This window comes from Flagellimonas myxillae (genome assembly GCF_023502235.1).
Classification (GTDB): domain Bacteria; phylum Bacteroidota; class Bacteroidia; order Flavobacteriales; family Flavobacteriaceae; genus Flagellimonas; species Flagellimonas myxillae.
Genome location: NZ_JAMFLY010000001.1, coordinates 499,234 through 512,228 on the forward strand (window position 1 = coordinate 499,234; position 12,995 = coordinate 512,228).

A 12,995-nucleotide genomic window follows, 5' to 3' on the forward strand; every position below is an offset into this window, starting at 1 on the left:
CCTCCCGATTAGGTTGTTTTATGTTAACAGAACGCATGGAAATGGGTCCTACCAATACTGATTTATACACCTCGCTAAAAAAATATTTTGGTTTTTCACAGTTTAAAGGACTTCAAGAAAAAGTAATCCAAAACATTCTTAATAACCATGACACTTTTGTGATCATGCCCACGGGCGGAGGTAAATCCCTGTGTTACCAACTTCCTGCCATTATGAAGGAGGGAACCTCCATTGTGGTTTCTCCCCTGATTGCCCTTATGAAAAACCAGGTGGATGCCATTCGTGGCGTCTCTGAGAACCATGGTATAGCCCATGTTCTCAATTCGTCCTTGACCAAAACTGAGGTGAAGCAGGTAAAGGAGGATATCACCAAGGGAGTCACCAAACTGCTTTATGTAGCCCCGGAATCGTTGACAAAAGAGGAAAATATTGAGTTCTTAAAAGGAGTGACCCTTTCCTTTGTCGCTGTGGATGAAGCACATTGTATCTCGGAATGGGGACACGATTTTAGACCGGAATACCGGAATCTAAGGAATATCATTAGCAGGCTGGGGGATAATATCCCAATCATTGGCCTTACGGCAACAGCAACTCCCAAAGTACAGGAAGACATTATTAAAAATCTGGGGATGACGGATGCCAAGGTTTTCAAGGCATCATTTAATAGGCCCAACCTTTTTTACGAGGTGCGCCCCAAAACCCAAAATGTTGATGTGGACATTATCCGTTTCATCAAACAAAACCAGGGAAAATCGGGAATCGTCTATTGTCTTAGTAGAAAAAGGGTGGAGGAACTGGCCCAAGTACTCCAAGTGAATGGTGTTAGCGCAGTACCTTATCATGCCGGTTTTGACGCCAAAACACGCTCCAAGTACCAAGATATGTTCTTGATGGAAAAGGTGGATGTTGTGGTGGCGACCATTGCTTTTGGAATGGGTATCGATAAACCGGATGTTCGCTTTGTGATCCATCACGATATCCCAAAAAGCATAGAGAGTTATTACCAAGAGACCGGACGTGCCGGTAGGGATGGGGGCGAAGGGCACTGTTTGGCCTTTTACGCCTACAAGGATGTGGAAAAATTGGAAAAGTTCATGTCGGGTAAACCGGTGGCCGAACAGGAAATCGGAAATGCTCTGCTGCAGGAAATTGTGGCCTATGCCGAAACATCCATGTCCCGACGAAAATTCATTCTCCATTATTTTGGGGAGGAATTTGATGAGGTAAACGGGGATGGTGCCGAAATGGATGACCATGCACGCAATCCCAAACCCAAGGAGGAGGCCAAAGACGATGTGGTAAAACTTCTCAGTGTTGTCCGTGATACCAATGAAAAATTCAAGACCAAGGAAATTGTCAAGGTATTGGAGGGCAAGGTAAATGCAATGATTTCCTCCCATAAAACGGATGAAAGGCCCTTTTTTGGTATCGGGAAGGACAAGAATGAGGCACATTGGATGGCCTTGGTGAGGCAAGTGATTGTTGCAGGGATGCTGAAAAAGGAGATTGAGCGTTACGGAATTTTAAATGTTACCCCAGCTGGGAATTCATTTTTGGAAACTCCGTGCTCCTTTATGATGACCAAGGACCACGAATATAGTGAGGAGAACAATGACGCGATCATTACAGCTGCAAAATCTAGTGGAGGGGCCGCAGATGAGGCCTTGTTAAAGCTTTTGAAGGACCTTCGTAAAAAAGAGGCCTCGAAATTGGAAGTACCGCCCTTTGTAGTTTTCCAGGATCCCTCTTTGGAGGATATGGCTTTAAAATATCCCATTCGTATCGACGAGCTTTTGAACGTTCATGGTGTTGGGGACGGGAAGGCCAAAAAATATGGTAAACCCTTTGTGGAACTCATTTCCCGATATGTTGAAGAGAATGATGTAGTGCGTCCAGATGACCTGGTGGTAAAGAGTACCGGGGCCAATTCAGGATTAAAGTTGTACATCATCCAGAACGTGGACCGCAAATTGCCCTTGGATGATATTGCTTCGGCCAAAGGCTTGGAATTACCATCCCTCATCAAAGAGATGGAGCAGATAGTTTTTAGTGGAACCAAACTCAATATTGGATATTGGATAGATGAAATCCTGGATGAAGACCAACAGGAAGAAATCCACGAATATTTTCTGGAGGCCGAAACCGACTCGATATCCGAAGCGATAGAAGAATTTGAAGGGGATTATGAGGATGAAGAGTTACGGCTCTACCGCCTCAAATTTATAAGTGAAGTGGCCAACTAGCCATTAATATCCACTATCCCAGTTGCCGGAACCAATGGCAGCCATGATCAATCCAAAATAGGCAATAAACAGAATCAAATAGATAAGTGCCAATCCTAGACCGATGTAGGCCAGGACCTTGCCTGTTTTTACATTGCTGAAATCTGTGTATGCACCTGGATTCTGTTGGTGTAACTGCGTTGCGGATTTGGCCTTGGTCAATGCAATAATGCTAAATATTGCCCCGAACGGCCCACAACAAAAAAAGGTGCCAACAATGGAGATGATCCCCATTGTTAGCACAGTACTGGCTCCTGGTAAAGGTTGTTGACTCATAATTAATACTATTGTCCGTATTGTTCTAGAATCTCTCTCTGCATTTCCTGAATACCTTCCATACCTATGGTGCTGAACAGGAATATGGTGTATCCTAAGTACAATACATTGAGCACAATACCAATAATTGCTAGTATTTTTCCAGTTTTTACATTGCTGTAGCCATCATAATTTTCAGGGTTCTCCATGTACAGTTTGGTGGCTTTATTGGCCAAGACCAAAGCAATAATACCGAAGATCAGCCCTAGTACCCCATAGCAACAGCATGTTACGATGGAAACGATTCCGAAAACCAGAATCAGCGTCGAATTTGGGAGTTTTTGTTTTTCCATAATCAGAGTTTTAATTGAAAAGATTAGTCATTTTTAGTACATAACTTATGATAATGGTCCCTGCCGTGACCAACATCAAAAAAAGCTTTATTTGATGTGCAAACTTCAATTTTAAAAAAAGGTTGGAAATCAAAAAAATCAAGAGTAACAGTATGGGGTATATGGCCGGGTACATTTTGAAGGCAGCCACAAAATCTCCATGAAAAAGAAGATAGGCCGCCCTTTGCATACCGCAACCAGGGCAATCAAGACCAAAAATCTTTTTGTTGAGACAGGGAAGCATAAAATCCCGGGCGTTCAATAAAAGAAAGGTGAATTGTGAAAACATGGTCTTGGTTACTGCCAAGTAAATTACTATTATTTTTGGTATTGCTGATATAAATTCAAAATATTTTTGTCAAGGAGAAATGCGCGAGTTTAAGCTTGGGGATAGGGTGGAAGTGCTGGACGAGGACATAGCGGGTTTTGTGGAAACCATCGTAGGCGATACGATTACCATAATGACCGATGATGGCTTTCCCTTGCAATATCACCACAGAGAACTTGTATTGAAAAAAGAAGGCATAAAGGTCTCCAATTTTGAAGCCCACCAGATAAAGAAACAAAAGGACGCCCCTCAAAAAAAGCGTCCTGCAACGGTTAAACCCAAACAACGGAACGAGCCCAAAATGGTCGTGGACCTACACATTAATCAATTGGTGAAATCCCCTAAGGGATTGAGCAATTTTGACATGTTGGAACTGCAACTGGAAACGGCTAAACGACAATTGGAATTTGCCATCTCAAAGCGTATCCAGAAAATCGTGTTCATCCATGGAGTAGGGGAAGGAGTGCTAAAAGAGGAACTCCAATATCTTTTCAAAAAATATGACAAGGTGAAATGGTACGATGCCGATTACCAAAAATATGGCTTGGGTGCGACCGAGGTCTATATCTTTCAGAATGGTTAGTTGGAAATTGTTGTACTTACCGTTCCAAATTCATCAATGGTCAAGTTGGTTATCCGTTCCCCATTCTCCGTTACAAAGGAAACTCCACTGAGGCGGATAATATGTTCAAACTCGGTTTCGTCCTCACTTGCTGAAGTTTCTACGATCACAGTGCCATCTTCCGCCTCAACTTCTTGCGCTACCGTGGGGGTAGCTGGCGGAATATCATCGCAAAAATAGCTAGAGCTGATAGTCCCGGAAAAATTGCGGTAGGTCAATTGCGATTGACCTGGAATGGAACTTTCGGTAACTATGGTCTCGCCAATAACCCCTTTGTTGAGCAATCCGCTGTTTAAATTTAAGATAAGGGCCTCAGTTTCATTGGTCTTAAATACAATGTTACGTCCCGAGGCTTGGGGCTGGTCGCAAAATTGGATTGCCACATTGTTAAAATCGATGGTTTCGATTTGAAGGTCACCGTCGTCGCAACCACCAATGATTAGCAAAAGTAGGATGGGGAAGAATAATTTTCTCATGCGCCAAATTTAAAGGAATTCCAATTTATAAGCCCAAGGAAGCGCAATACTTTAAAAGAAATTAACTTTATTTCGCCTATTTTTGATGATCTTTTAATTGATAGCTAACCCATGCAAAAAGTGTATCTGGATAACGCGGCCACCACCCAGGTGAGGCCCGAGGTAATTGAGAAAATGCAAGAGGCCCTGACCGAATTCTACGGAAACCCCTCTTCCACCCATAGCTATGGAAGATCGGCGAAGACGGCTGTGGAACAAGCTCGAAAAACTATCGCCAAAACCTTGAATGCACATCCATCAGAAATAATTTTTACCTCTGGTGGTACCGAGGCCGATAATATGATCCTCAGATGTGCAGTTCGTGACCTGGAGGTCAAGACCATCATTACCTCAAAAATTGAACATCATGCCGTGTTGCACACTGCGGAAGAGTTGGTAAAAGAGTATGGTATTTCATTGCGGTTTGTGGACCTGGATTCCGATGGAAACCCTTTAATGGATCATTTAAAGGAGTTGTTACAACAAGATGACAGCAAAAAACTGGTCAGTTTAATGCACGTGAACAACGAGATTGGGAATATTGTTGATATTGATGCCATTGGAGCCCTTTGTCAGGAACATGGGGTGCTATTTCATTCCGATACCGTGCAATCGGTTGGTCATTACCCATGGGATGTGCAAACAACACCCGTGGATTTTTTCACTGCTGCCGCCCACAAATTCCATGGTCCCAAGGGTATCGGGTTTGCATTTATCCGTAAAAATTCAGGCTTAAAGCCAATGATTTTTGGAGGTTCACAGGAACGCGGGTTCCGCGCAGGAACCGAACCTTTCCACAATATAGTTGGGTTGGAAGAAGCTTTTGTGCAATCCTATGATCATCTGGATGAGGAGATACAGTATGTAAAAGGTTTGAAAGAACATTTCATTGCGGAAATCAAAAAAGCCATTCCAGAAATTGAGTTCAATGGGCATTCCGGGGATATGGACAAAAGTACCTATACCTTGGTCAATGTTCGGTTGCCTTTTGACAAACAAAAAGGACTGATGTTGCTGTTTCATTTGGACATTAAAGGTATCGCCTGCTCCAAGGGTAGTGCCTGTCAATCGGGGAGCAATATGGGGTCCCATGTACTTACCGAGATTTTATCCGAAGAGGAGTTGAAAAAACCTTCGCTACGGTTTTCTTTTTCCAAATACAACACCAAAGAAGAATTGGATTACGCCATTGGCGTACTCAAAGAATTTGCGGAGAGCTAAATTTTGTTTTTGCGCTGCTTTTTCTCTTTGTCATAAGGAAATTTACGGGAGGCCAGCTTCATCATCCTATCGATGAGTTCGGTGGTGTTTTTACCCGTTTTCTTGGTAATGGCCTTTTCGTATTTCCAAAGTAATTTTCCAGATTCACCGTCGCTTACCTTTACCCCGATTCTACCGTAGTTGGCATCGCCACTAAAGTAGTCGAACAAGCTAAAGTCGGTAGGAACTCCCTTGGAAAGGAGGATGTTTAGGTTGAGGTTGCCACTGATTATACCATCCACATCTAGGATTTTGCATAGTTGCTTGATGGTATGGATGTCAAGATTTTCGTAGGTAATCCCGTTTTGCGCCAAAATGGCATTGGTATCCTCAATATTTTGGAATTCTACATTGAACTTCTTTCGCTTCTTTCGTTTGGAAAAATAGGTTTCCAAAGCATTTTGGACCTCGTATCCTTCTTTTTTGGCCAATTCCATCAGCTCGTTTCCGTCAACATTTCGTTTCAGGTCCAAATTGGCTATAAAAGGGATTATGGCAAGTAGTTCGTGGTCTTCGCTAAGTTCATCGAACCTACGGTTTTCATAGATGTTCTTCTGTGCGGTGCCAGCGGCAACCACGAGAAAGGTCAATAGAAAAAGAATTTTTTTCATCAATGTTCTTTAAAAGCGAATCCCAAATTTTAAGTTCAGGACACGGGGTGTTAGGAAGTTGGGAACCGCAAATTGCTGTTGGGTATCCACATCCCTTACCCAGGTATTTGTTATGGAATTTTGATTGTTGAACATATTGAAAATTTCAAATCCAACATTGAATTCCTTGAACTTGTGCAACCAATGCCCTTCTGGATATTGGCTTTTTCTGTCGGCAAAAATATAGGAAATTCCTATATCAGCCCTTCTATAGTCTCTTAATCTATTCTGAAAATCGTAAGGGTCGGCGTTGTTGGGAGAGCCTCCAGGAACCCCAGTGTTGTACACCATATTAAGATACAGCTTTAAGTTGGGGATGGTGGGGATATAATCTTGAAAAAGTACAGCAAACTTTAACCGTTGATCAGTAGGTCGGGAAATATTCCCCCTTTGGTCCGAGTTTTCCTTGGTTTGGAGGTAACCAAGACTGACCCAGGATTGCGCGCCTGGAACAAAGGCCCCTGTCAATCTAAAATCAAAACCATAGGCATAAGCTGTTGCATTATTGTTCGCTGCATATCTTACCCTAACATCTTCAATGGTGTAGGTGTTGATGTTGGTCAAATCCTTGTAGTATGTCTCACTTACCAAAGTAAATGGGCGGTTCCATAAATTAAAACTGAACTCGCTCCCCAACACATAGTGAATCGATTTTTGGGCCTCCACTTCAGGATTGATGGTTCCCGTGATATTCCTAAGTTCCCGATAAAAGGGAGGTTGCTGGTAACTTCCGACGGAAATGCGGAAAAAAATGTCCTTTTCCCAGTCAGGTTTTATGGAAAACTGCGCTCGAGGACTGATCAAACTTTGGGCGTTTGTCTCAAACCCTTCTCCGCTCAATCTCCAATATTGTGCCCGTAATCCAAGGTTGAAATAAATATTATGCGGTCCCAATTTGCCTTGTTCGCCATATTGCGCAAAGGCAGAAAACCTACTAGTTTTTACAAAATTTGTAGCCTGGACATTTTCATAGGCCACCAAATCACCAGCAAAGGGTTCCTCGGGCTGATTGTTGGCAAAAGCCGGCTCAAAAGGGCGGATAAAAAAACCAGCAGAATCAATAAACTGCGATTCCCGCAATTGATCTCGAATATCCTCATGTGTAAACTTGGCGCCCCATTCCACCGTGGTATTCCCTTTTTTATGGGCACCTCGATGGGCAAAATTTAAGATTAAAGCATCCAACTGGTTCCTGGCCCTTTCCAGCTCGGAACCCACTCCCCTGGAATTGGTGACCTCTCCCAAATTATCACCCCCCAGATTGGTGTCCAGCTCTCCCAATTCATAGGAAGCGATCACATCTGAGAATTCCTCCTCCTGGGTGTGATACACCGAAGCGGTCAAGGACATTTTTGTGCTGTCGTTGATCAGGTAATCGGTTTTGACCGCCGCAAGCCCACTTTCATATTTGCTGTTTTCTTGACCTTCATAAAAAATCAACAAGGCCCTTGGGTCGCTTAGGGTACCAAAATTCGTCTGTCTGGTCAAGGGTTCGTTTTTGTAGTCGTTCACCGAATAGGTTCCCAGAAAATTTAAGTGCAACCTGTCCGAAACCCGATAGGTCAAAAGACTTTGGACATCGACAAAGGTGGGCTTGAAATTGCCTTCTGTTTGCTGGCTGTTTACCAGAAGACTGTTGTTGCGGTACCGGAGTCCTGTAATGCTACTGAATTTTTTGTTTTTTGAAATGGACTCCACGGTTGCCGATGCTCCGAGTAGACTGCCTTCCAACTTCAGTCCAAATTCAACTGGACTTTTATAAGTGATATCCAAAACCGAAGATAATTTGTCACCATACTTGGCTTGAAATCCTCCGGATGAAAACTCCAAAGCGGTAATCATATCGCTGTTGACAAAACTAAGCCCTTCTTGTTGGGCAGAGCGCACAAGAAAAGGACGATACACCTGGATGCCATTTACGTATACCAGGTTTTCGTCAAAATTACCGCCACGAACATTGTATTGGGTGCTTAGTTCATTGTTGAATGAAACCCCGGGGAGTAATTTCAGGATATTTTCTACCCCTGCATTGGCCCCAGGAATTTTTCGCACAATTTCAGGTTCCACTGTGGTTATCCCTTCCACACTTTTCTCTCCGGTGGGGGAGACCTCCACTTCAGCCATTTGGGTAACCATGGTTTTCATCACCGGATTGAACCCAAAAGTTTCATTCGTTGTCAAAATCAGATTTTCGAGCACCACATTTTCATGCCCAAGATGGGAGAATGTGATGCTTATTTTGGTCTCTGCAATCAACAACAGCAAATAGTGACCGTTGGCATCTGTTGTGGTTCCGGTTTCTCCTGCATCAATGTTAACATTGGGAATGGGTTGGTTGTCTTCGTCCAAAACAGTACCCACCAGCGTGGCAGTCTGTGCATGGGTGAACGCAACCCAAAACAGGGAAAGAACGAATAGGAGGTTTTTAAAATGGGGTAACACTATTTTCTAAAAAAAGTACTCCTAAAAGTACTGGAGTTGCCTACATTATCAGTAACGACCACCTTTAGGTCGCATTGTGTCCCGTCCAAGATTTTATCGTCAAAATTGTAGGTGAGCGTCTTGGTCTTAGGTTCGTATTCCATCAAAATCCATTCGCCATTAATGGTGGCGTTGTAGGTGTTTATGCCACTAAGATCATCCGAAATTTTAAGGCTCAGATAGCTATAATTGCTCAGCCATTGTTTCTCCTTGAAATTCCTAGGTGAAATTTCTGGCGCAATCGTATCCTTGGCCAAAGTATAGGTGCCCAAAGATCTTGTGCGGGTGGTAAACGAACCCTCTCGTTTGAAGGTTTTCGCATATCTGGGCCTCATTCGGTCATCCAAACGGGCTATGAACATTTGCTTTTGATCGTCCGAGGAATACTTGGAGGCATCAAAACTAATGGTGAAATTTCGGTGGGCGGGTACCGTGTTGTTGTGTATGGCTACCGTGTCCTGCCCCTTTTTTAGTTCAATATAAAAATCCTCATAAAAGGTATTGGCTGGAAAATAAACCTTTGCGCCCCCAAGGTCAAAATTGTTGGGCTTGTCCGCAATAATAAAATCGTCGGTCTTATCCCGGTCGCGTGAAATCTTGGGATCTTCCCTTTTTCCTTCAACAGGAATAATGACCTTGGTCTGATTTTTCTCAATGTCCAAAATCAAAAGTTCCACATTGTAGGTCATACCGGGCTTAACAGTTATCTTCCCGTTGTTGTGGAGGGTTTTATAGATGCCCAAGCGATTATGCGGCTCTTTAAAACACTTTTGTATCCGTTGGCTATACTTCCCGTAGTGGGCATAGTCAATCAAGGTGTTGATGTATCGGGTTTCCCCAAAAGAAAATGTCTCAAAATTGTATTCGGAATATACCTTGCCATTTACCGTTTGCTTTACGGCATAAACGCCATTTTTGTTGGCGGCCATGTCTTGGCGGTCAAAACCATTGAATCCGAAACCTATTTCCCCGATGGCGGTGACCTTATCGGCTAGAAAAGAACCATCGGGTTGCTTGGAAAAGTTGAGCTGTATTTTTCGGGCACTTTGGTTTACTACTGCATCTTCAGAAATGGGATAGCCAAACAATCCCAAAAGCGTTGGATTTGTGGCATCCCTCACTTCGTAACCATACAATAGGGGATTGGTGGGTTTTTCGGAAACGCTACTTCTGATTTCGAAGTGCAAATGGGGGCCGGAGGAGCCACCAGTGTTCCCGGAATATGCGATAGTGCTACCTTTTGTAACTTTTAGTTCTCCATAATCAGGAAAAACTTCCACCTCAAAGGACCTCTTTTTATATTGGATTTCCTTGATATAGGCCTCAATCTCAGGGCCAAATTTTTGGAGGTGGGCATAGACAGAGGTATATCCGTTCGGATGCGCCACGTACAATGCCTTTCCATAGCCCCACAACGAAACCTTGATGCGGGTAACTGTGCCATCGGCAATGGCCAAAACGGGCAATCCCTGTCTTCTTTCGGTCTTTATGTCGATGCCCGAATGAAAATGGTTGGAACGCAGTTCACCAAAAGTACCAGCCAAAATCAAAGGGATTTCAAGGGGGGACTGAAAAGTGTCTTGTGGATATTTTTCCTGAGCCTGAAAAAGGACAGGGGTAAGCAATAGAATTCCCAGAATGTAAAATCGCATAGTGGAATTTGTAATTACCTACGAATGTAACCAATGTTTTTTTTAGGGAAAAGGCTTTCTCCTTAGTTTAGGGGCTTGTAGGGCTTTCCTCCAAGAATAATCCCAAAAGTATTGTGCGGTTAGCCAAGGTTGGTTAACTTTGTGTGATACGCATTGATGTTTGCATTATGGGCGAACTTGTTGAGATTGTTGATTCTTTGGAAAACAAGGTGAGCAAATTGTTGCACAAAATGGAATTGTTGCACAAGGCCAATGCCAAGTTGAAGGAAGAACTTAACCTCGCAAAAGAGGAAAACAAGGCGCAGCAAGAAGCCGTTAACGAATGGGAGGAAAAATATAACTCCTTAAAAATGGCAAACACCATGCTAGGCAGTAATACGAATAAAACAGAAGCCAAGCTCAAGATAAATACATTGATACGCGAACTGGACGTTTGCATAGCCAAGCTTGCAGATTAAGTTGGTGACAATATTATGGAGGAGAAGCTCAAAATAAAGCTTTCCATTGCTGATAGGGTCTATCCATTGACCATAGATCCAAAACAGGAGGAAGGATTACGCAAAGCGGCCAAGAACATAGAAAATCTGGCCAAAAAATTTGAGCAGAACTATGCGGTACGCGATAAACAGGATGTTCTGGCAATGTGTGCCCTGCAGTTCGCTTCCAAAATTGAGCAAGGTGGTATAGACAGTTCGGAGAATACCAAAGCGGCTTATGAGCGCTTAAAGGCCTTGAACGATTTGGTGCACTCCAAACTTGGGGAATAAGTTCTTTTAAATAAAATATTTGTTACTGCCCACATTGGTAATTAAATTTTGACAAACTCAACACTATTATAATTAAAAAGGGTGAGTTTAAGTTGTAAAAGCAGGCCCTACCTGTATAGGGATCCTTGAGCAGCTTGTTAGCCCTAAACCTGTAATTTGGAGTTTGTACAAGACTTCGCCCAATGTGGGCTTTTTTTATAACCAAACATAAACAACATGGATAACACTATAATTTTGGTTGTAGCGGCTGTAGTAGGATTGGTAATAGGATTTGTTATTGCCAAGATGCTGGAGAAAGGGAAGGCTGCAAAAACCATTTCCGGGGCAAAAAAAGAGGCTTCAGATCTAATAAGGGAGGCCAAAAAAGAAGGAGAGAACATTAAAAAAGATAAAATTTTCCAGGCCAAGGAAAAGTTTTTGGAACTCAAGGCCGAACATGAAAAGGTCATCATAAATAAGGATAAGAAAATTGCGGAGGCCGAAAAAAGGACCCGCGATAAGGAATCGCAGATCAGCAATGAACTGTCCAAAAACAAAAAGCTGAACGATAAACTGGAGGCAAGAATCAAGGAGGTTTCCTATAAAAGCGAGATTCTTGACAAAAAACAATCCGAAGCGGAAAAATTACATAAAAGTCAAGTACAACAATTGGAGGTCATTTCGGGATTGTCTGCCGAAGATGCCAAAAGCCAATTGTTGGAATCCCTGAAAGAAACGGCCAAGACAGATGCCATGGCCTATCTACAGAGCACCTTGGAAGAGGCAAAACTTACTGCTCAACAGGAAGCGAGAAAAATTGTGATCAATACCATTCAGCGTATTGGGACCGAAGAGGCAGTGGAAAACTGTGTTTCGGTCTTTAATCTGGAATCAGACGATGTGAAGGGGCGTATTATTGGTCGCGAAGGACGAAATATTCGTGCGCTTGAGGCAGCTACCGGTGTAGAAATTATAGTCGACGACACCCCAGAAGCAATAATTTTATCCTGTTTCGACTCCGTGAGGAGGGAGGTAGCCCGTTTGTCATTGCACCGTTTGGTTACTGATGGAAGAATCCACCCTGCGCGCATCGAGGAAATTGTAAAGAAAACCGAAAAGCAAATCAACGAGGAAATCGCCGAAATCGGGAAACGGACCGTTATCGATTTGGGTATCCATGGCCTGCACCCTGAATTGATTAAGGCAGTGGGTCGGATGAAGTACCGTTCCTCGTATGGACAAAACCTGCTCCAACACTCGCGCGAGGTTGCCAAACTCTGTGGAGTTATGGCCGCAGAACTTGGGCTTAACCCCAAAATTGCCAAGAGGGCAGGATTGCTACACGATATCGGAAAAGTTCCCAACACCGAAGTGGAGGTAGAAACCCCGCACGCTATCTTAGGGATGCAATGGGCCCAAAAATATGGGGAGAAAAAGGAAGTATGCAATGCCATTGGTGCGCACCACGATGAAATTGAAATGAACACTCTTATATCCCCCATAGTCCAGGTTTGTGATGCCATAAGTGGTGCACGTCCCGGTGCCAGAAGGCAGGTGCTCGACTCCTACATCCAACGTTTGAAGGATTTGGAGGACATTGCCTTTGGATTCAATGGGGTGCAAAAGGCCTATGCCATCCAAGCAGGAAGGGAACTACGTGTGATTGTGGAAAGTGAAAAAGTGAGCGACGACAAGGCCGCGGAACTATCCTTTGAAATTTCGCAAAAAATCCAAACGGATATGACTTATCCCGGTCAGGTAAAGGTTACCGTTATTCGCGAGACCCGTTCCGTTAACGTAGCCAAATAGAGC

13 protein-coding genes and 1 other RNA gene are annotated in these 12,995 nt (G+C 43.4%); 7 read left to right on the forward strand and 7 right to left on the reverse strand.

Annotated features, from left to right (window positions below):
• Positions 1–41 precede the first annotated feature (41 nt).
• A complete protein-coding gene (gene recQ, locus M3P07_RS02410; protein ID WP_249968300.1) occupies positions 42–2,243 on the forward strand; it encodes a DNA helicase RecQ in 2,202 nt (733 codons plus the stop codon).
• 3 nt (positions 2,244–2,246) lie between these two features.
• Here recQ and M3P07_RS02415 read toward each other — a convergent pair whose 3' ends face one another.
• From M3P07_RS02415 to M3P07_RS02425, 3 genes are read right to left on the reverse strand one after another with little or no spacing between them, the layout of a single operon-like run.
• The gene (locus M3P07_RS02415; protein ID WP_249968301.1) at positions 2,247–2,558 is read right to left on the reverse strand and encodes a CCC motif membrane protein; all 312 of its coding nucleotides are present in this window, start codon (positions 2,556–2,558) and stop codon (positions 2,247–2,249) included.
• Positions 2,559–2,566: 8 nt separating this feature from the next.
• Positions 2,567–2,890 (reverse strand): CCC motif membrane protein, encoded by a 324-nt coding sequence (locus tag M3P07_RS02420; protein ID WP_249968302.1) that lies wholly within the window; start codon positions 2,888–2,890, stop codon positions 2,567–2,569.
• Positions 2,891–2,900: 10 nt separating this feature from the next.
• Positions 2,901–3,236, reverse strand: coding sequence for a DUF2752 domain-containing protein (locus tag M3P07_RS02425; protein WP_319946553.1), 336 nt, complete (start codon positions 3,234–3,236; stop codon positions 2,901–2,903).
• A gap of 61 nt (positions 3,237–3,297) precedes the next feature.
• Between M3P07_RS02425 and M3P07_RS02430 the strand changes: the two genes are divergently transcribed.
• Positions 3,298–3,840, forward strand: a complete 543-nt coding sequence (locus M3P07_RS02430) for a Smr/MutS family protein (RefSeq protein WP_249968303.1) — start codon at positions 3,298–3,300, stop codon at positions 3,838–3,840.
• On the opposite strand, the gene M3P07_RS02435 is transcribed toward M3P07_RS02430, so the two are convergent.
• A complete protein-coding gene (locus M3P07_RS02435) occupies positions 3,837–4,355 on the reverse strand; it encodes a hypothetical protein (RefSeq protein WP_249968304.1) in 519 nt (172 codons plus the stop codon). The genes M3P07_RS02430 and M3P07_RS02435 overlap by 4 nt on opposite strands.
• Positions 4,356–4,466: 111 nt before the next feature.
• Between M3P07_RS02435 and M3P07_RS02440 the strand changes: the two genes are divergently transcribed.
• Positions 4,467–5,615 (forward strand): cysteine desulfurase family protein, encoded by a 1,149-nt coding sequence (locus M3P07_RS02440; protein ID WP_249968305.1) that lies wholly within the window; start codon positions 4,467–4,469, stop codon positions 5,613–5,615.
• Here the strand turns inward: M3P07_RS02440 and M3P07_RS02445 are convergent.
• From M3P07_RS02445 to M3P07_RS02455, 3 genes are read right to left on the reverse strand one after another with little or no spacing between them, the layout of a single operon-like run.
• Positions 5,612–6,265: a hypothetical protein gene (locus M3P07_RS02445; protein WP_249968306.1), complete on the reverse strand. Its 654-nt coding sequence runs from the start codon at positions 6,263–6,265 to the stop codon at positions 5,612–5,614. The genes M3P07_RS02440 and M3P07_RS02445 overlap by 4 nt on opposite strands.
• A gap of 9 nt (positions 6,266–6,274) precedes the next feature.
• On the reverse strand, positions 6,275–8,746 hold the full coding sequence (locus tag M3P07_RS02450; protein ID WP_249968307.1) for a TonB-dependent receptor: 2,472 nt from the start codon (positions 8,744–8,746) through the stop codon (positions 6,275–6,277).
• Positions 8,746–10,437 (reverse strand): M23 family metallopeptidase, encoded by a 1,692-nt coding sequence (locus M3P07_RS02455; protein ID WP_249968308.1) that lies wholly within the window; start codon positions 10,435–10,437, stop codon positions 8,746–8,748. The genes M3P07_RS02450 and M3P07_RS02455 overlap by 1 nt, the downstream gene beginning before the upstream one ends.
• A gap of 167 nt (positions 10,438–10,604) precedes the next feature.
• On the opposite strand from M3P07_RS02455, the gene M3P07_RS02460 reads away from it, so the two are divergent.
• The 4 genes from M3P07_RS02460 (at position 10,605) to rny (ending at position 12,992) form a co-directional block, all read left to right on the forward strand.
• Complete coding sequence (locus M3P07_RS02460) at positions 10,605–10,895, forward strand: hypothetical protein (protein ID WP_249968309.1); 291 nt, start codon at positions 10,605–10,607, stop codon at positions 10,893–10,895.
• Positions 10,896–10,910: 15 nt separating this feature from the next.
• Positions 10,911–11,204, forward strand: coding sequence for a cell division protein ZapA (locus M3P07_RS02465; protein WP_249968310.1), 294 nt, complete (start codon positions 10,911–10,913; stop codon positions 11,202–11,204).
• A gap of 55 nt (positions 11,205–11,259) precedes the next feature.
• A non-coding RNA gene (ssrS, locus tag M3P07_RS02470) (6S RNA) lies at positions 11,260–11,369 on the forward strand.
• Positions 11,370–11,420: 51 nt separating this feature from the next.
• On the forward strand, positions 11,421–12,992 hold the full coding sequence (rny, locus tag M3P07_RS02475) for a ribonuclease Y (RefSeq protein ID WP_249968311.1): 1,572 nt from the start codon (positions 11,421–11,423) through the stop codon (positions 12,990–12,992).
• Positions 12,993–12,995: the final 3 nt, after the last annotated feature.

What these genes read in the sequence shown, in the direction of transcription:
- recQ (WP_249968300.1), top strand. Translation starts at nt 42, where the DNA reads ATGGGTCCTACCAATACTGATTTATACACCTCGCTAAAAAAATATTTT.
- M3P07_RS02415 (WP_249968301.1), bottom strand. Translation starts at nt 2,558, where the DNA reads ATGAGTCAACAACCTTTACCAGGAGCCAGTACTGTGCTAACAATGGGG.
- M3P07_RS02420 (WP_249968302.1), bottom strand. Translation starts at nt 2,890, where the DNA reads ATGGAAAAACAAAAACTCCCAAATTCGACGCTGATTCTGGTTTTCGGA.
- M3P07_RS02430 (WP_249968303.1), top strand. Translation starts at nt 3,298, where the DNA reads ATGCGCGAGTTTAAGCTTGGGGATAGGGTGGAAGTGCTGGACGAGGAC.
- M3P07_RS02435 (WP_249968304.1), bottom strand. Translation starts at nt 4,355, where the DNA reads ATGAGAAAATTATTCTTCCCCATCCTACTTTTGCTAATCATTGGTGGT.
- M3P07_RS02440 (WP_249968305.1), top strand. Translation starts at nt 4,467, where the DNA reads ATGCAAAAAGTGTATCTGGATAACGCGGCCACCACCCAGGTGAGGCCC.
- M3P07_RS02445 (WP_249968306.1), bottom strand. Translation starts at nt 6,265, where the DNA reads ATGAAAAAAATTCTTTTTCTATTGACCTTTCTCGTGGTTGCCGCTGGC.
- M3P07_RS02455 (WP_249968308.1), bottom strand. Translation starts at nt 10,437, where the DNA reads ATGCGATTTTACATTCTGGGAATTCTATTGCTTACCCCTGTCCTTTTT.
- M3P07_RS02460 (WP_249968309.1), top strand. Translation starts at nt 10,605, where the DNA reads ATGGGCGAACTTGTTGAGATTGTTGATTCTTTGGAAAACAAGGTGAGC.
- M3P07_RS02465 (WP_249968310.1), top strand. Translation starts at nt 10,911, where the DNA reads ATGGAGGAGAAGCTCAAAATAAAGCTTTCCATTGCTGATAGGGTCTAT.
- rny (WP_249968311.1), top strand. Translation starts at nt 11,421, where the DNA reads ATGGATAACACTATAATTTTGGTTGTAGCGGCTGTAGTAGGATTGGTA.